General features: G+C 67.1%; 16 protein-coding genes and 1 pseudogene. 9 read left to right on the top strand and 8 right to left on the bottom strand.

Going from position 1 to position 16,315, the window contains the following annotated elements; translation table 11 throughout:
- Positions 1–254: 254 nt before the first annotated feature.
- The 3 genes from J7462_RS23295 (at position 255) to J7462_RS23305 (ending at position 2,084) form a co-directional block, all read left to right on the top strand.
- Positions 255–1,190, top strand: a complete 936-nt coding sequence (locus tag J7462_RS23295; RefSeq protein WP_219466577.1) for a helix-turn-helix transcriptional regulator — start codon at positions 255–257, stop codon at positions 1,188–1,190.
- A gap of 1 nt (position 1,191) precedes the next feature.
- Positions 1,192–1,392, top strand: a complete 201-nt coding sequence (locus J7462_RS23300) for a DUF397 domain-containing protein (RefSeq protein ID WP_219470629.1) — start codon at positions 1,192–1,194, stop codon at positions 1,390–1,392.
- A gap of 203 nt (positions 1,393–1,595) precedes the next feature.
- Positions 1,596–2,084, top strand: a complete 489-nt coding sequence (locus J7462_RS23305) for an NUDIX hydrolase (RefSeq protein WP_219466580.1) — start codon at positions 1,596–1,598, stop codon at positions 2,082–2,084.
- On the opposite strand, the gene J7462_RS23310 is transcribed toward J7462_RS23305, so the two are convergent.
- From J7462_RS23310 to J7462_RS23340, 7 genes are read right to left on the bottom strand one after another with little or no spacing between them, the layout of a single operon-like run.
- Entirely contained in the window at positions 2,081–3,328 is a 1,248-nt protein-coding gene (locus J7462_RS23310) for a glycosyltransferase family 4 protein (protein WP_219466583.1), read from the bottom strand. The genes J7462_RS23305 and J7462_RS23310 overlap by 4 nt on opposite strands.
- Positions 3,325–3,975: an AAA family ATPase gene (locus J7462_RS23315; RefSeq protein WP_255597865.1), complete on the bottom strand. Its 651-nt coding sequence runs from the start codon at positions 3,973–3,975 to the stop codon at positions 3,325–3,327. The genes J7462_RS23310 and J7462_RS23315 overlap by 4 nt, the downstream gene beginning before the upstream one ends.
- Complete coding sequence (locus J7462_RS23320) at positions 3,944–4,801, bottom strand: DUF2797 domain-containing protein (RefSeq protein ID WP_219466596.1); 858 nt, start codon at positions 4,799–4,801, stop codon at positions 3,944–3,946. Before J7462_RS23320 ends, J7462_RS23315 begins: the two co-directional genes overlap by 32 nt.
- 4 nt (positions 4,802–4,805) lie before the next feature.
- Positions 4,806–5,588 (bottom strand): hypothetical protein, encoded by a 783-nt coding sequence (locus J7462_RS23325; protein ID WP_219466597.1) that lies wholly within the window; start codon positions 5,586–5,588, stop codon positions 4,806–4,808.
- Positions 5,585–6,043, bottom strand: coding sequence for a 6-carboxytetrahydropterin synthase (locus tag J7462_RS23330; RefSeq protein ID WP_219466598.1), 459 nt, complete (start codon positions 6,041–6,043; stop codon positions 5,585–5,587). The genes J7462_RS23325 and J7462_RS23330 overlap by 4 nt, the downstream gene beginning before the upstream one ends.
- Positions 6,040–6,627 carry a GTP cyclohydrolase I gene (folE, locus tag J7462_RS23335; RefSeq protein ID WP_219466602.1) on the bottom strand — a complete coding sequence of 196 codons (588 nt, stop codon included), beginning with the start codon at positions 6,625–6,627 and terminating at the stop codon, positions 6,040–6,042. The genes J7462_RS23330 and folE overlap by 4 nt, the downstream gene beginning before the upstream one ends.
- Entirely contained in the window at positions 6,624–6,977 is a 354-nt protein-coding gene (locus tag J7462_RS23340; protein ID WP_219466604.1) for a dihydroneopterin aldolase, read from the bottom strand. Before J7462_RS23340 ends, folE begins: the two co-directional genes overlap by 4 nt.
- A gap of 125 nt (positions 6,978–7,102) precedes the next feature.
- Here J7462_RS23340 and J7462_RS33740 point away from each other — a divergent pair.
- The 6 genes and pseudogenes from J7462_RS33740 to J7462_RS23365 all read left to right on the top strand — a co-directional run.
- Positions 7,103–7,273, top strand: a pseudogene (locus J7462_RS33740) (helix-turn-helix domain-containing protein); the annotation flags it as partial.
- Positions 7,274–7,770: 497 nt separating this feature from the next.
- A complete protein-coding gene (locus J7462_RS32550; protein ID WP_255597867.1) occupies positions 7,771–8,373 on the top strand; it encodes a hypothetical protein in 603 nt (200 codons plus the stop codon).
- Positions 8,374–8,626: 253 nt separating this feature from the next.
- On the top strand, positions 8,627–9,334 hold the full coding sequence (locus J7462_RS23350; RefSeq protein WP_219466610.1) for an SDR family oxidoreductase: 708 nt from the start codon (positions 8,627–8,629) through the stop codon (positions 9,332–9,334).
- A 118-nt stretch (positions 9,335–9,452) separates the two neighbouring features.
- Positions 9,453–11,198: an N-6 DNA methylase gene (locus tag J7462_RS23355; RefSeq protein WP_219466612.1), complete on the top strand. Its 1,746-nt coding sequence runs from the start codon at positions 9,453–9,455 to the stop codon at positions 11,196–11,198.
- The gene (locus tag J7462_RS23360) at positions 11,195–12,388 is read left to right on the top strand and encodes a restriction endonuclease subunit S (protein WP_219466615.1); all 1,194 of its coding nucleotides are present in this window, start codon (positions 11,195–11,197) and stop codon (positions 12,386–12,388) included. The genes J7462_RS23355 and J7462_RS23360 overlap by 4 nt, the downstream gene beginning before the upstream one ends.
- Positions 12,388–15,525 (top strand): type I restriction endonuclease subunit R, encoded by a 3,138-nt coding sequence (locus J7462_RS23365; RefSeq protein WP_219470631.1) that lies wholly within the window; start codon positions 12,388–12,390, stop codon positions 15,523–15,525. Before J7462_RS23360 ends, J7462_RS23365 begins: the two co-directional genes overlap by 1 nt.
- Before the next feature lie 220 nt (positions 15,526–15,745).
- On the opposite strand, the gene J7462_RS23370 is transcribed toward J7462_RS23365, so the two are convergent.
- Positions 15,746–16,312, bottom strand: a complete 567-nt coding sequence (locus tag J7462_RS23370) for an ImmA/IrrE family metallo-endopeptidase (protein ID WP_219466627.1) — start codon at positions 16,310–16,312, stop codon at positions 15,746–15,748.
- Between the last annotated feature and the right edge of the window lie 3 nt (positions 16,313–16,315).

Here is a 16,315-nt window from a genome sequence, read left to right on the forward strand (position 1 = left end):
CTCCTCGATTGGCGGGGTGCAGGGACTGCCCCGCACGGGGACAGCACGGTTCCTGCACTCGGCTCCTGCCGCTGTGGCGAGGTTGTTCTGCGCACCCGCTTGCTGGTTGTCATCGTGTGATGCAACTAGGCAGAATGCAAGACATCATGATGGAAGAAATCATGAGGGAGGTTGCATGTTAAAGCTGATCGCGGGATGTTAGTCCTGGTCAGGGCAGCAAAGATTGCACTGTGATCTAGTGGCCCCTCGTTTGTATGCTGCTATTTGGCAAATCGGTGATAGGAGGCTCCGTGTCCGACACGGACGGATCGGCCCTGTTGAGGCGGAGGATCGGCCGCAAGTTGACGGCGCTCCGCAAGGAGGCCGGGTTGAGTCAGGAGAAGGCAGCGACGCTTCTCCAGCGCAGCCCCGCGACGATCCATCGAATTGAGGCCGGCGACCACCGCGTCAAGTTCCGCGACATCGAAGTCAAGGCCATGTGCGAGCTGTACGAGGCCAGCGCGGACGACCGCGCCGACCTGCTCGCGCTCGCCGCCGAGACTCGAAGCAATGGCGCGAGCGCCTGGTGGCACGACTACACCAACACCAGCCTGCCGAGCTGGTTCGGCCTGTTCGTACGACTGGAAGCCAGCGCCGACCGCATCCGGAACTACGAACCGGAGTCCGTGCCCGGCCTCCTCCAGATCCGCGCATACGCCAGAGAGGTGACCGGCGTGCCGCAGGGTCTCATCGACGAGCAGGAGGTCGACCGCCAAGTCGACTTTCGTCTGGAGCGTCAACGCCTGCTGTCCAACCCCCGCCCGCCGCATCTCTCGATCGTCCTGAGCGAGGCAGTCCTCCGCCGAACTGTCGGCGGTCCCAAGGTCATGGCTGCCCAGCTACAGCACCTGCTCGACGTAACCCGGTCACCGAGCGTCTCGCTCAGGGTCCTTACCTTCGAGGCGGGCGTGCATGGCGGAATGAACTCTGCGTTCACCATCCTGCAATTCCCGGCTCTGCCAGGCAGTTCGGAGCCCCTCGAACCCCCGCTGGTCTATGTCGACAGCCTCACTGGCGCGCTCTATCTGAACAAGCTGACCGAGGTTGCGGCCTACGAGCTGGCCTGGAACGACGTGACCTCACGAGCACTCGACGAGGACTCGTCGAGAAAGCTGATCACCGAAGCGATGGAGGCATTCACCCGTGGCTGATATGACGACGGCCCGCTGGCACAAGAGCACCCGCAGCGGCAACCAGGGAAACTGCGTCGAGGTGGCGACGAACCTGCTCTCCCGCCAGGGTGCGGTCTTCGTCCGGGACAGCAAGGACCCTCAGGGTGGCCAGATCGCGGTGACTGCGCGGAGTTGGACGGCCTTCACTGATGCCCTGCGGGAGGGCGCGCTGACCCCGTAACCGGGGCGCGCGCCGTTCTACCGGAAGCAGCCGGTCGACACCGGCTGCCTCCGGTATCGGCGTGGCCACGAAAGCCAGGGCGGGTGCCGCACCCCAGCGGCAGACTCCAGACCGAAGGAGCCTGAGCAGCAGGTCACGCCCATGGCGCGATCAATTCGGCGGGCCTCCACGACGTGTGCCTACCCACCCCGTAGCCTGCCGCCATGTCCATCACACTCCCATTCCGGTGGATCGCTGACCGACCGGCACCGACCGCCACGGTGGTGCAGGTCTACGGCTGGTTGTTCGATGAGCATGGGCGGGTGCTCGTGCAGGACACGCCGGATGGTCACAACCTCCCCGGCGGAAGTCCTGAGCTGGTCGACGCCGATCCGGCCGCTACCCTGCACCGGGAGGCTGACGAGGAGTCCCAGGTGCGCCTGACCGACCCGGTGCTCCTCGGCCACGAGTTGGCCGGCGGCCACGCGTACCTGCGGATGGCAGCGCGGATCGTTGGATTCGACGCGCGCCGCCCGGACCCGGATGGTGGCCGGCTGCTCGGGCGACGACTGGTGCCGGTGGTCGACGTTCCTCTCCTGCTCGGGTGGGGCGGCTCGGGAGCCGAGCAGGCGGCTGCGGCGGCCCGGGTCGCAGCGACCAGGTGGGGTCTGCCTGTTGGGTCGCCGACGGCACCGGCGGCCGTGATCGACTAGCGGACAGCCCACGGCGCGACCTCACCCAGAAACCGGCCCACCGCGGCGTCGTGGTTGAAGCGGGAGTTCAGCGTGCTCTGGCCTGCCTGGCGCATCCGATCCCGCTGCTGCGGGGTGGTGGCCAGCGCCCGATCGATCGCGGCTGCCAGCGCGTCAGGGCGGGCTGGTTCGCTGGTGAATCCGGTGACCCCGTCTGTCACCTGCTCGGCCAGGCCGCCAGCGGTGGTGGTCACGATCGGCGCGGCACCGGCGGCGAACGCTTCCAGGGGGATGCGGCCGAACGGCTCCTGTCGTGACGGCACCACCACCGCCCTCAAGCCGGGATGCGCCAGTAGGGTGCGTAGCCGAGCGTCGAACCGGGTGTAGAGAGTGACGTCGCGCAAGGCGGCGATCCTCCTGGCGAGGTGCCGCTGGTAGTCGTTGGTCGAGTCGCCGTCGGTGACCGCCGCGAGCACCAGGTGCGGAAGGCGCCCGCCGGGATGATCGCTGCGCAGTAGGGCCAGTGCGTCGAGGAGGTCGTCGAAGCCCTTGTAGGGCTCCGCTCGGCCCAGCGATAGCAGGAAGTCGGCTCTGGCGGCCGGGGGTATCAGGTCGTCGGCTGGGGGTATTGGGCGGCGCTCGTCGAGAGTGAGCCCGTCGGGAAGGTCGACCATCGCTGCGGCCGGCACCGCCAAGGCGCCGTTCAGGTGCCGTCGCATGTGTTCGGAGATCACCCCGATCCGGGTACCACCGGCGATGGCCGCCGCCAAGCCGCGATGCTCGTAGTCGATGCGATCGGTGTTGCCGGGGTCATGCTGGAGGGCGCTCGATCGGGGCACGTACGTCAGGCATGGCAGGTACGGCGCGGGCAGGTGCAGCGCGAGGCCAGCGAAGGGCACGTCGAACGCGACGATCGCCGGGGGTGCGCCGGTCGGCGGGGCGATCTCCGGCAGGATCCGGCCGGCTTCGGCGGCGAGGTGCTGGAATGCGGCCAGCCCACCAAAGCGGGTGATGCCGCCGGAGCCATTGTGCAGGGGCGCGACGTGCGCGCCGACGCTGCTGAGCGTGTGCGCGGTGTCGGCCGCCCACGCCGTGTCGTACTCGGCGCTGGTGGAATTCAGGTGGACCGGCGCGACCACCAGTTGCACGTCCGGGGCGAGGTGTCGGATCACTGCGCGCAGGAACGCCCGGTTGGCGTACCCGGCCCCGGTGCCTGCGCCGTAGAAGCCGTCGTGGACGCACACGATGAGGGTTCGGCGGGTCATGGCGTCGTCAGCAGGCTGGTGACGTGCTGGCGGATCGTGGTGAGGTCGACCGCCGGCAGCCGGTGCCACGAGGCGGCCCGTAGTTCCGCGGCCAGCGCTGGGTGCGTCCGGCCGATGACCGCTGGCGGGTCGGTGTAAAAGTCGGCCAGCCGGGCGAGGCCGGACGGGGTGCTCCACGGGTGGTCGGGGGTGAGCCGATCGGCGCGGCGGGCCAGGCTCGTCTGCGGGCTGCAAGCGACGATGAGGTACGCGTCGGGAACGCCAAGATGGCCGAGGGTCAGGTGCCCGTACGCCCATGACGCGCGGCTGGCCAGGAGCGCCTGGTCGCCGAGCGACGCGGCGTACGCCAGCGCGGAGAGCCAGTCACGGTCGCTGAGGACGGGCCCGGCCTGGGACGCCGAAGTGATCTGGTGGTGCTTGAGGAGCCAGTTCGTCTGGTGCGCGTCGTCGTCGCCGACGTGCGGATGGTGCGGGATCGGAATCGTGATCCCGCCGGGGGTGACGTACTCGCCGACGACGGCGTACCCGGCGGCTGCGAGGGTGCTCGCGGTAGTGGTCTTTCCGGAGCCGGGCATGCCCTCCAGGACGACGAGCCGGCCCAGTCGGGCGTGATGGCTAGAAGAGCGTCTCGGGAACGTTCTGCTCATGGGTTCCTACCAGGTTCAGGGCGCGCATCGGGGGTGCGGCGGCACCGCGTACGTCCGCGCGGGTCAGGGTCCAGCCGGCGAGCGTGCGAATGTTCAGCAGGCCCGGTCCGGCGATGGTGTCGAGGATGAGGTCGCTGCCGGCAACCGCGCTGATCCGGCCGACCAGCGTCACGTCGGCGCGAAGCGCCCCGATTTCCCGGGCAGGGGACGGCCGTGTGTTGAGGCCGTAGGTGTCGGCCAGGTCGCACATGCGCGGCCTGGCGACGGTGAGCCGCGCGTCTCCTGCGATCTGCGGCACGGTGCGGTGCCACGCGTCGCGGAGCTGCTCGATGCGCTGCTGCGGCTCGCCGAGGTGCCACCACGCGCTGACCTTCCGGTCTCGGCGGACTGACTCGCCGAACTCGCCGAGCCCAGAGATCAGCCGTTCGGCGCGACGGACAGCGGGAAACGGTCCTTCGGCGAGCCAGGTGAAGGCGATGGCGGCCTGCTCGGTGAGCCGGTCGTTGCCGCGGTCGACGGCGGTGAGACCGACCTTGATCAGGCCGGGCGCGAACCAGGCGAGGTACAGCCCGAAGGTGCGGGGGTCGGTCAGATCGTCACCCCTGGCGAACCGGCGGCCGGGGTCCGCTGCTTGGCAGGGCGGGCACTGGCTGGCGGAGGCGTCCACCTCGATTGGGTGCCGGTGCGGGCACAGCTGCTGCCGCCGGGTCTCGCCGTTCCAGGTGCCGATGCAGCGGCGCGGCCCGTGCAGGTTCCAGCCGACGAGCTGGCCGAGCGAGAGTGGCTGCTGGCGGATCGTGCCGTCGGACGCGGCGAGCGCCAGCATGGCGCTACCCGAAGTCCAGACAGTCCCGGTAGCGAGCAATCCGGTGCTCAGCTGCGACACGGTCGTACCTCCCGTACAGGTCGTCGCGGGTGTTGTCGCTGATCAGGTGGGCCAGGTCGCAGAGCGCGTCCCCCGGAGAGTCCGGCATGTGCAGGTGGTTGCGCAACACGTCGCCGTCGGCGAGTTGTGCCCGGATGCCCAGCTTGAGGTCCTTCGGCCTCCGGGCGGCATCGTCGTTGAGCAGCAGGGCGTACACGGTGACCGGGCTGCTGGTGAGGTAGTCGTCCTGCCGGGCGACGTACTCTGCGCCGTACGCGTCGGGGTAGAGCCGGCGGGCATCGGAGGCCGTCAACGTTCTCGTGGTGACGGCGGTGACCAGGTGCTCCCGGCTGAGCGCCCGCAGCACTCCGGGTGCGTCGCCGCCGGGCTTGACCATGGCGACGCTGGCACGCAGTGGCGGCCAGTCGGTGTCGCCTCCGTCTGCGCGCATCAGCTTCGCCCAGTCGACGAGGCAGGCGCAGGGGCTCTGCGTCAGCGAGTCCGGGTGCCGTACCGGGCCGGCTTGCGTCAGGGCGGTGGCCGTGTCGAAGCACCTTCCGCATGCTCCGGGGTGCGCCCGCACCCGCAGGCCGAGGTCGGGCGCTGGTGTCTGGGCGCGGTAGCAGACCCACCAGATGTCCCACGGGCTGTCGGCGCGGACCGGCGCGACGGGCGCACCGATCAGGCGGGACTCGGTGACGTAGGCGAGCAGGGCCGCGACCTTCGCGCGGTACGCCGGGGCGGTCATGCGAGCACCCGGCGTACGGTCGCGGAGACGTCCGGGGCCTCCGCGAGGTCCAGCTCCGCCCAGTGCAGTCCGGGCACCGGGGCGTGCAGCAGCACCTGGTCGAGGAGGTGACCGGCGATGGCCTCCGTGGTGGTGTTGGCCACCGGCAGGACGGCCACCGCGCGGGCGGGCAGGGTGTAGTCGCCGAACCGCACCTGGTCGGGCACGCTCAGGTCGACGCCCATGGCCCGGCCGGCGACCAGGGTCCGCCGTCGCAGCGGTGCGATAACCCTCCGCAGGGTCGTCTTCACGGGCCCGAAGTCGGTAACCATGCCGTTGTCGTCAGGCTGGCCGGCCAGGCGCAGCGTGACGACGAAGGTGTGCCCGTGCAAGGGCTCGTAGCCGTCGGCGTGTAGGCCGGCGTGGGCGGCGCAGAAGCTGAACTCACCGCCGCGCAGCACGATGACGGCGGTCACCGGCCGGCCCCCGCGTTGACGAAGGAGTAGAACTCCGACCGGGTGCGCGGGTCGTCGAGCACGAGCCCGCGCAGCGCCGACGTGATCGTCAACGTGCCGGATACCTGTGCACCGCGCAGCCGCATGCACATGTGCTCCGCGCGCACCACCACCCCGACACCCTTCGGCCGCAGGGTCTCCACCAGCCAGTTCGCGATCTGGCTGGTCAACCGCTCCTGCACCTGCGGGCCCCGGGCGAACAGCTCAACGCCACGGGCCAGCTTCGACAGACCGATGATCTGGCTACCCGGCAAGTAGCCGAAGTCCACGCTGCCGACGAACGGCAGACAATGGTGCTCACAGACACTGGCGAACGGGATCGCCTGCTGCACGATCAGCTGGTCGCAGCCTTCCTCGTTGTCGAAAGCAGTGGGGGTGAACTGGCGCGGGCTGGCCAGATCGGCATACGCCTTCGCCATCCTGCGGGGGGTGTCCCGTGTCGACGGGGTGTTGAGGTCCCAGCCCAGGGCGGCCAGGAACGCGCGGGCGGCTTCCTCGGCGGCGACCAGGTCCCGGGCCGGCCGGACGGCGGCCGGGGCGGTCACCGGGTGCTCCGCTCGATGACCACGGCGACGTCGTCGGCGAACCGCAGCGCGCCGGGCTTGGACACCCGCACCTTGGCGTACGGGGCGTGGTGATCGTCCAACAGGTGCGTCGCGATCGCCTCGGCCAGCGCCTCGATCGTGTGGCACTCGGACTCTTGGACCAGGGCGATGACGCCCTTGGTGGCGGTGCGGTAGTTCCACACCTCCGCGACATCGTCGACGAGGGCAGCCGGCTGGGCCTCGGTGCCGATGGCCAGGTCGATGACCACGTCGCTGAGGTCACGACGTTCCTCGGCCCGTACGCCGATGATGCAGCGGAGCCGTAGTGCCGTCACTTCGATCAGATCCACTCTGCACTCCCGGGGTCGAGACCGTTCACCCCATCCACCCTGCGGTCACATGAGGCAATCAGGGCGTAGCGGGCTGTGTAGATTGACCGTACGAGTGCGCAATCAGATCCCCACGGGGTTGCCCCATGCCAGCAGCGAGGCATATCGCCAAGGAGCGAAGCACCGTGAGCGACAATTTCCGTACCGAGCTGCGCCGCCGGAGGCGGGAAGCCAACCTCTCGCTGCACCAGCTCGCAGAGCTGGTGCCCTGCGACCAGGGGTACCTGAGCAAGGTGGAGAACGGCCACCGACGGCCCGGCCCGGACATGACGGCCAGCCTGGACCAGGCCCTCGGTGCCAACGGCGCGCTGTTCGCCTTGGCGGGCGAAGACCAGGAAGGCGGTGAGGACGTGCGGCGGCGAACGGTACTTCAGGCCCTCAGCGCGGCCGGCATGGCGGTAGCTGGCTGGCCCCTCCCCTCGGTGGAAACGCCCCGCAGGGTCGGCATGGACCATGTCGCAGACATCGCCGACTCCACCGCCGTCTACCGCGGCTGGGTGTCCCGCCACGGCGGAGCTGCCGTTCAACAGCCGGCCGCGCAGTTGCTCGATCGGGCTGCCGCCATGCACGCCGCTGCCTCCGAGCCGAAGGTCCGCACCGCGCTGCTCGTCGCGATCGCCGACCTCGCCGGGCTCGGCGCATACATCGCCCGCGACATCGGTGACCACCGCAGTGCAGACGAGCACGCCTGGCTAGCCCTGTCCGCTGCCACCGCCGCCGGCAACACCGCGCTGGGGGCCACACCGTGGTCCGGATGGCTGGCCACAACATCGAGCTACGCCGTCCCGAGAAGACGTTGTCGCTGCTGGACGCCGCCGCGAAGCGCGCCGGGGACCTGTTCACCCCAGGCGACCGCGCCAACCAGTCGTGCATCCGCGCCTGGGCGTACGCGCAGGTCGGTGACGCCGACATGGTGCGTCGTGCCGTTGGCGACGCTGAGGATGCGTTCACGCGTGTCGACAACACGGGCACGCCGAACTGGGCAGCGCAGCACGTCACCGAGGCGGAGCTCTACAGCCTCACCGGGGCCGCCTACACCGACCTGGCCCGCGCCAACAACCGGCACGCCGAGGCTGCCATCGAACGACTCAACCAGGCCCTGGACCTACGCGGCGTGTCTCTGGCCCGCAACCGCGTCCTCGACCAGCTCAGCCTGGCCGAAGCACTGTTGTATGCCGGCGAGTTCGACGAGGCCGGTCGCGTCGCGCTCGCAGCGACGGAAGCCGCCGGCGACATCCGTTCCGGGAGACTCTCTCTACGCTTCGCCGGACTGGCCCGCCGAATTCAGCCCCACGCCCGCAAAGCGGCATCGGTGACGGAGTTCGTCGCGGCGCAGGGCACTGTGAAACGAATGTGAGACAGAGCCTAGATAGGACCTTGCGTGGGCCGTCCGCTCCTCCGAATCACCCCCTGCCTGCCATCGTGAACGCCGGGAAGCACGCTGAAGAATCTGTCGTACTAGACAACGACCACATGGGCGTCCTGTCACAGATCATCCACGAACACGCACCCGCCGCCTCACCATCACGGAGAGAGTTGGTCGAAGAGATGGACACTGACCCGCGCGCTCGCGCCCTTGACGACCAGCTTGCCACCCTGGGGGTCTGACCATGGCTGACGACATCAAGGTCGCCGTAGTGACCGGTGCCAACCGTGGGCTCGGCGCAGCCATCGCCCGCAACCTGGCCGAGCAAGGTCTGCACGTGGTGCTCGCTGGCCGAAACGAGTATTCCGTCGACCACGTGGTGTCCCATCTGACGAAGGTGGGGTTATCCGCCAGCGGCCACCAACTCGACGTCAACGACCCGGCCAGCGTGGCGCGTGCCTTCGCCGACACCGCAAAGCGACATGGCCGGCTGGACGTCCTGGTGAACAACGCCGGTATCGCCATCGACCGCGGTCAGACAGCGGCGAGCCCCGACTTCGAGCGGGTCCGCAGCGCCCTGGACACCAACCTCCTGGGCGCGTGGCGCTGCTGCGCGGCCGCCGTGCCGGAGATGAAGAAGAACGGCTACGGCCGCATCGTCAACATCAGCAGCCACCTCGCCTCACTCGCCACCATGGGCGACACCAACGTCTCCTACCGCGTGTCCAAGGCGGCTCTGAACGCACTGACCCGGGTCCTCGCGGCTGAACTCGCCGGCACCGGCATCCTGGTCAACGCATGCTCACCGGGACGCATGAACACCAGGATGGCGTACGGCGAGACCGACCGGACGCCCGAGGAAGGTGCCGAAACACCCGTGTGGCTCGCCACCCTGCCGCCCGACGGGCCGACCGGCGGCCTGTTCGCCGACGGCAAGCCAATCGACTGGTAGAAGAAACCTGTGACGCATCGGCTGCTGCCGCCGGCGCCCCGCCGCCTTCTCGGCGGTGCGCTCGATCTTGCACTGGGCGTATAGCATCTGTCGTTCCATGATCCTCTTAAGGAGCCCTGTGAGCGCGCTCGGTAGTTTCATCTGGTCGATCGCCGACCAGCTCCGGGGCCCCTACCGCCCCAACCAGTACGGCAACGTGATCCTCCCGCTCACAATCCTGCGACGCCTCGACTGCATCCTTGAGCCCGACCGGTACACGGTGCGGGCGCTGGCGGCGAAGTACGACAACCCCAACCGGCTCAGGGTCGAGGTCGAGAAGGCGACCGGTAGGCCGTTCTACAACACCTCGAACTACCACTTCGCCAACCTGCTGGCCGACGCCGACGGGCTGGCGGACAACCTGGCCGACTACATCGACCGGTTCTCGCCCGATGTCGACGTGTTCCAGTACTTCGACTTCAAGAAGGAGATCCTCGCCCTAGAAAAGGCGGGGCTGCTGCGCCAGGTAGTCACGTCCTTCAAGGCCGTCGACCTGCATCCGGACGTCGTCTCCAACGCCGACATGGGCGATGCTTTCGAGTACATCATTCGCAAGTTCAACGAGGCCGCGAACGAGACCTCCGGCGATCACTACACCCCGCGCGACGCGATCCGGCTGCTGGTCGACCTGCTCTTCGCCGAGAAGGACGCCGAACTGGCCGAGCCCGGCATCGTCCGCTCGTTGTACGACCCCACTGCGGGCACCGGCGGCATGCTCGCCCTGGCCGAGGAGCACCTGCTCGCACAGAACCCCGGCGCGAAGCTGAGGCTGTATGGCCAGGAGTACAACCCTCAGTCGTACGCGATCTGCAAATCCGACCTGCTGGCCAGAGGCCACCACGCGACCAATATCGCCTTCGGCAACACGCTCATCGACGACGCGTTCAAGGGTCGCCCGTTTGACTTCTGCATGTCCAACCCGCCCTACGGTGTCGACTGGAAGCAGTACGCCAAGAAGATCATCGCCGAACGCGACTCTGCTGGCCCCTATGGCCGGTTCGCCCCCGGCCTGCCGTCGACCTCGGATGGCCAGATGCTCTTCCTGCTCCACCTGGCCCACAAGATGCGAGCGCCGGAGGACGGTGGTGGCCGTGTCGGGATTGTGATGAACGGCTCGCCGCTCTTCAACGGTGGTGCCGAGTCCGGCCCCTCCAACATCCGGAAGTGGCTGTTGGAGAAGGACCTGGTCGATGCGATTGTCGCGCTGCCGACCAACATGTTCTTCAACACCGGCATCGCCACCTACATCTGGATTCTCGACAACACCAAGCACCCCGACCGCAAGGGCCTGGTCCAGCTCATCGACGGCACGTCATTCTGGACCAAGATGCGCAAGAACCTCGGCTCCAAGGGCCGCGAGATCAGCGACGCCGATCGCGCCAAGGTCGTGCAGTTGTACTCCGACTTCATCGACGCCGACCCGGACTGCTCCAAGGTGCTGCGCACCGACGAGTTCGGCTACTGGACCATTACCGTCGAGCGTCCCCTCCTCGACGAGTCCGGCAACCCCGTCGTCGACCGCAAGGGCAAACCCAAGCCGGACACCAAGAAGCGCGACACCGAGAACGTCCCATTCACCTATGGCGGCTCGACCGCCGGTACGGCCGGCAAGGCCGAGGTCATCCAAGCGTACTTCGACGCCGAGGTGAAGCCGCACGTCCCTGATGCCTGGATCGACTGCACCAAGACCAAGACCGGCTACGAGATCCCCTTCACCCGCCACTTCTACAGGTACGTCCCACCCCGGCCCCTCGCCGAGATCGACGCCGACCTAAAGAAGCAGGTCGCGAAGATCCTGGACCTTTTGCGGGAGGTTGAGGGATGATCCGGTTCGGCGCAGCAGTCCAGAAGATCGATGAGCGGATCCCTGGCGTTGACCTTCCGCTCATGTCTGTTTCGCAGACCAAAGGCGTTGTGCGACGCAGCGAGCTGACAGACGCACCTCAACGTGCAGAGTCGCTCGACGCCTACAAGGTGTGCCGCAAAGGGGACGTCGTTTTCAATAAGATGAAGATCCGTTCTGGCGCGATGGGTGTAGCCCATGAGGACGGACTGGTTACCTATCACTATGAAGTGATGCGTCCTCGCGAGGGCATGAATCCGCGCTACATCGTCCATCTTATGAAGTCTTCGTGGTTTACCGGCGAGCTCATCGCACGTGAGCGAGGGATCTCAGCCGGAGGTGAGCACGGCGGCATTCGCACGACCGAGGTTCCATTTACCGTCCTTCGGGCGATCGACGTTTTCCTTCCGGAGGTCCACGAGCAGCGAGCCATCGCCGACTACCTCGACTGCGAGACCGCCCGCATCGACACCCTCATTGAGGAGCAGCAGCGCCTAATCGAGATGCTCCGCGAGCGTCGAGCGGATCTGATCTCGCATGTGGTGCTAGATGCGACCTCGAAGAGAATTCAGCTCCGACGGCTAGTTGATGTCATTGACTGCGCCCATGTGACTGCAGAGTTCGTCGATGACGATAGGCGCTACCCGGTGGCCAGTATTCGGGAGTGCCGGGCTGCGACGGTTGATCTCTCGGCTTGCAAATACACGACGGCTGAGTTCTTTGAACATCTCAGAGCCGCTAGCCGTGCACCTCGCGTCGGGGACCTTCTGTTCATCCGGAATGTCTCCGTCGGATTGGTCTCGGTTGTTGCGCCCGACCTGCCGGAGTTCGCCATTGGCCAAGAGACGGTCCTGCTTCGCCGGAAGAGCGACGTTCATCCATCATTCCTGCGCTATGCGTTGATGGGAGCTGAGGTGCGGCACGCGATCGATCGAGCAATGATTGGCAGCACCTTTCGGAGGATCAACGTTTCTGCTATTCGTTCGCTGCCGGTACCCGCTCCACCGGCCGATGAACAGCATCGCATTGTGGCGTATCTTGACCAACAGACCGCCAAAATCGAGGCATTGATCGAGGAGGCAGAGCGGCTCATTGAACTTGCCCGTGAGCGCCGGGCGGCGTTGATCACGGCGGCGGTAACGGGGCAGATCGACGTGCGAGAGATGGCGTGATGGTCGATCATAACGAGGTCGTCTTCGAGTCCGAGATTTGCGCATACCTGGAATCCTGCGGATGGCTCTACTCGGCGAACGACACCGGCTACGATCGGGAGCGGGCGCTCTTCCCCGAGGACCTGTTCGCCTGGCTGGAGGAGACCCAGCAGGCGGCGTACGCGAAGGCGTTGAAGGCTGCGGGGTCGCAGGCGAAGGTTCTCGAGGTGCTGGCCACGGCGCTGGACAAGCCTCTTGAGCATGGTGGCGGGACGCTGAACATCCTGCGCGGTGGGGTGCAGTACATCGGCGGTGGCCGGCTGAAGATGGCGCAGTTCAGGCCCGAGACCAGCCTGAACGCGACCACCAATGAGCAGTACGCGGCGATGCGGGTGCGGGTGATGCGGCAGGTTCACTTCTCCACCGCTGACCGGCGCAGCATCGACCTGGTCTTCTTCGTCAACGGCCTTCCGGTGGCCACCGTCGAGCTGAAGACCGACTTCACGCAGTCTCTCGATGAGGCGATCAACCAGTACCGCCAGAGTCGGCGTCCGTTGACCAACGGACGCCCGGAGCCGCTGCTGTCGTTCGGGCATCGGGCGCTGGTGCACTTCGCGGTCTCCAACGACCGGGCCGCGATGAGCACCAGGCTCGAAGGCGAGAAGACGCAGTTCCTGCCGTTCGACATGGGTTACGCCAGTGGCGCGGGGAACCCGCCGGGTGAGCGTGGCCGGTCGGCGACGGCGTACCTGTGGGAGCGGGTCTGGGAGAAGGGCGCCTGGCTCAACATCATCGGCCGGCTGATGATCGTGGAGACCAAGGAGGAGTGGGACGTTGCGACCGGGGCCTCGGTGCGGCGTACGAGCATGCTCTTCCCGCGGTTCCACCAGTGGGAGGCCGTGACGAACCTGGTGGCGGCGGTGCGCGAGGAGGGGGTGGGGCATCGCTACCTGATCGAGCACTCGGCGGGGTCGGGGAAGACGAACACCATCGCCTGGACCGCGCACCGGCTGGCGCGGCTGCACGTGAACGACGAGAAGGTCTTCGACTCGGTGATCGTGGTCGTGGACCGTAACGTGCTCGACGGGCAGCTCCAGGACGCGATTCGGCAGATCGACGGGTCAGCGAAGATCGTGGCAACGATCAGCCCGGAGGACGTGCGCAAGGCGGGGGCGAAGTCGAAGTCCGCGCTGCTGGCGACCGCGCTGGGGAACGGGGAGCTGATCATCGCGGTGACGGTGCAGACCTTCCCCTTCGCCCTCGACGAGATCCGGGCCAACAAGGGCCTGAAAGGTAAGCGGTTCGCGGTGATCGCCGACGAGGCGCACTCGTCGCAGTCAGGGCAGATCTCCTCCAAGCTCAAGGCTGTCTTGACTGCAGACGAGGTCAAGGAGATCGAGGACGGCGGGGAGGTCGACGTCGAGGCGGTCCTAGCCGCGGAGATGAACGAGCGGGCCGAGTCGGAGAACATCTCCTACTTCGCGTTCACGGCGACCCCGAAGAACAAGACCCTGGAGCTGTTCGGCCGTAAGGGTCCTGACGGGGAGCCGGTCGAGTTTCACCTCTACTCGATGCGGCAGGCGATCGAGGAGGGCTACATCCTCGACGTGTTGAGGGGCTACCAGTCCTACGACACCGCGCTGAAGATCGCCGGCCGGGCGGAGACCGGCGACGGCAGCGAGGTGGTGGAGGAGGCAGCGGCACGTAAGGGGCTGATGCGGTGGGTGAAGCTGCACCCGACCAACATCAGCCAGAAGGTGCAGATCATCGTCGAGCACTTCCATTCCAACGTCGCCCACCTGCTGGAGGGCAGGGCGAAGGCGATGGTCGTGACCGACTCTCGTAAAGCTGCGGTGAAGTACAAGAAGGCAATCGACGCCTTTATTGCCAAGCGGGCCGCCGAGGACCCACGGTACAGCTACCGCACCCTGGTCGCCTTCTCGGGCTCGGTGAAGATGGCCGAGGACGAGGAGTGGGCTTCGGACTGGGGGCCGCAGCCGAGTAAGGACGACGAGTTCACCGAGCCCAACCTCAACCCCGGCGCCGGCTCAGACCTGGCCGCCGCCTTCAAGGGCACGACGTACAAGATCATGCTTGTTGCCAACAAGTTCCAGACGGGGTTCGACCAGCCGTTGCTCTCGGCGATGTACGTCGACAAGAAGCTCTCCGGGGTCACCGCCGTGCAGACGCTGTCCCGGCTCAACCGCACCCACCGCACTGCCGGCGGGGAGCAGAAGCGCAAGACGTTCGTCATCGACTTTATCAACAAGCCCGAGGACATCCGGACTGCGTTCGAGCCATACTTCACCAACGCCACCCTGGAGACCGAGACCGACCCATACATCGTCTCCCACCTCGCCAACAAGCTCGCCCAGGCCGGGATCTACACCCCAGACCAGGTGCGCGAGGTCGCCAGGCTGTGGGTCACCCGCAAGGGCAACAATGCCCTCTCGGCCGCGATGAGCCCGGCCAAGAACGACTTCGCCCGCCGCTACGCGGCGGCGATCGAGGCCGACGACAAGGTCACCCTCAACACCCTCGACCTCTTCCGCAAGGACGTCTCCACCTACGTCCGGCTCTACGACTTCATGAGCCAGATCATCAACTACGGCGACCCGTACATGGAGGAGCTGTCGATTTTCCTGCGGCTCCTGGAGAAGGTCATCGCAGAGGCATCCTGGGCCGCAGAGGTCGACCTTTCCGACGTGGTCCTGGTCGGGGTCAAGCACACCAAGGCGACCGCGGTCGACATCTCACTGACCGGTGACGGACAGCTCAAGGGCATCGGCGCAGCGGGCACCGGCACCCGCAAGGAACCGAAGTACGTCGCACTACAGGTCGTCATCGACAAGATGAACGACCTCTTCGGGGCCGAGTCGTTCTCCGCGCACCAGGTCCGCGAGTTCGTGCAGGGACTGGTGCAGCGGCTGCTCGCCTACCCCGGCCTGGTCAACCAGGCCAAGGTCAACTCGAAGCGGCAGTTCATGGAGTCGCAGGACTTCCAAGCGGCGGTCACCGAGGCGGTCGTCGACAACCAGGCGGCCCACAACACCATGGCCGACTACTTCTTCAGCGACGGTCCAGGCATCAACGCCGTCATCATGGCGCTCGCGGACGCCTTCTACGAAGCAGCGATTGACCAGCAGACCGACGTGTGAGTAGGCCAGCCCCGGCGGATCTCATCGATGCCCAACACCTCGACAGGCTGCGGCTGGACGGGCAGCACCGCAGCGGCATGCACGGCGAGCACGACGACGACCACCAGCCACCACAGGCCGTGATCCCGGGCCGCCTGCACGACCGCGCGTCCCCCGTTGGCGACCAGCGCCGGACGCGGGATTTCCCGCTGGGGGTGCGTGGTTGCGTCCGGGGCTCGGCTTAGCGTGTTCCGGGGGTGCGGCTCCGCCGAGCTTGCAGAAGGACACCACTGGTGTTGATGCGGAAGCGCGCCATAGGGAGGCTCACGTCGTGCTTCTGTGCGACGGCTGCGGCGTCCGCTCCGGCGTAGATTTCCTTGAGGAGGAGGGCGCGGGGTAGTAGGAGGCATCCTGCTAGCCAGTTTGCTTCGTCTTCCTGGTCTCGGTCGCAGGTGAAGAAGGTGTGGCCGGCGATCTGCTGCAGCTCTCGTACGTCGTGGGCGAGGAGTAGGTGGGCTAGTTCGTGTGCTAGGTCGCTGTTGGTGCGGCAGGCGTCGCTGCATGGGTTGTATACGACGACAGTGCGGCCGTCGGGTAGGTGGAAGGTCGCGGCGGAGAATGCGCCGGGCTGTTCGGCGTTGAGTTGTTCGATTCTGCTGCGGTCGATGAGGTCGTCGGCGGCGTAGATCTCGACTTTGAGCTGGTTGGCGAGGTGGCGGATCGGCAGTGGCGCGTACGGCTGGAGACCGAGTTGGGCGCGGGTTCGGTCGGCGAGCCGTTCGGCTTCGGCCTTGAATCCTCGTCGCATGGC

The sequence above is a fragment of the Micromonospora sp. RL09-050-HVF-A genome (assembly GCF_019374995.1).
Lineage (GTDB): Bacteria > Actinomycetota > Actinomycetes > Mycobacteriales > Micromonosporaceae > Micromonospora > Micromonospora antibiotica.

Bases quoted from the DNA above. Each gene is read 5' to 3' on its own strand.
- J7462_RS23295 (WP_219466577.1), top strand. From the start codon at position 255: ATGCTGCTATTTGGCAAATCGGTGATAGGAGGCTCCGTGTCCGACACG.
- J7462_RS23300 (WP_219470629.1), top strand. From the start codon at position 1,192: ATGACGACGGCCCGCTGGCACAAGAGCACCCGCAGCGGCAACCAGGGA.
- J7462_RS23305 (WP_219466580.1), top strand. From the start codon at position 1,596: ATGTCCATCACACTCCCATTCCGGTGGATCGCTGACCGACCGGCACCG.
- J7462_RS23310 (WP_219466583.1), bottom strand. From the start codon at position 3,328: ATGACCCGCCGAACCCTCATCGTGTGCGTCCACGACGGCTTCTACGGC.
- J7462_RS23315 (WP_255597865.1), bottom strand. From the start codon at position 3,975: ATGAGCAGAACGTTCCCGAGACGCTCTTCTAGCCATCACGCCCGACTG.
- J7462_RS23320 (WP_219466596.1), bottom strand. From the start codon at position 4,801: ATGCTGGCGCTCGCCGCGTCCGACGGCACGATCCGCCAGCAGCCACTC.
- J7462_RS23325 (WP_219466597.1), bottom strand. From the start codon at position 5,588: ATGACCGCCCCGGCGTACCGCGCGAAGGTCGCGGCCCTGCTCGCCTAC.
- J7462_RS32550 (WP_255597867.1), top strand. From the start codon at position 7,771: ATGGCTGGCCACAACATCGAGCTACGCCGTCCCGAGAAGACGTTGTCG.
- J7462_RS23350 (WP_219466610.1), top strand. From the start codon at position 8,627: ATGGCTGACGACATCAAGGTCGCCGTAGTGACCGGTGCCAACCGTGGG.
- J7462_RS23360 (WP_219466615.1), top strand. From the start codon at position 11,195: ATGATCCGGTTCGGCGCAGCAGTCCAGAAGATCGATGAGCGGATCCCT.
- J7462_RS23365 (WP_219470631.1), top strand. From the start codon at position 12,388: ATGGTCGATCATAACGAGGTCGTCTTCGAGTCCGAGATTTGCGCATAC.
- J7462_RS23370 (WP_219466627.1), bottom strand. From the start codon at position 16,312: ATGCGACGAGGATTCAAGGCCGAAGCCGAACGGCTCGCCGACCGAACC.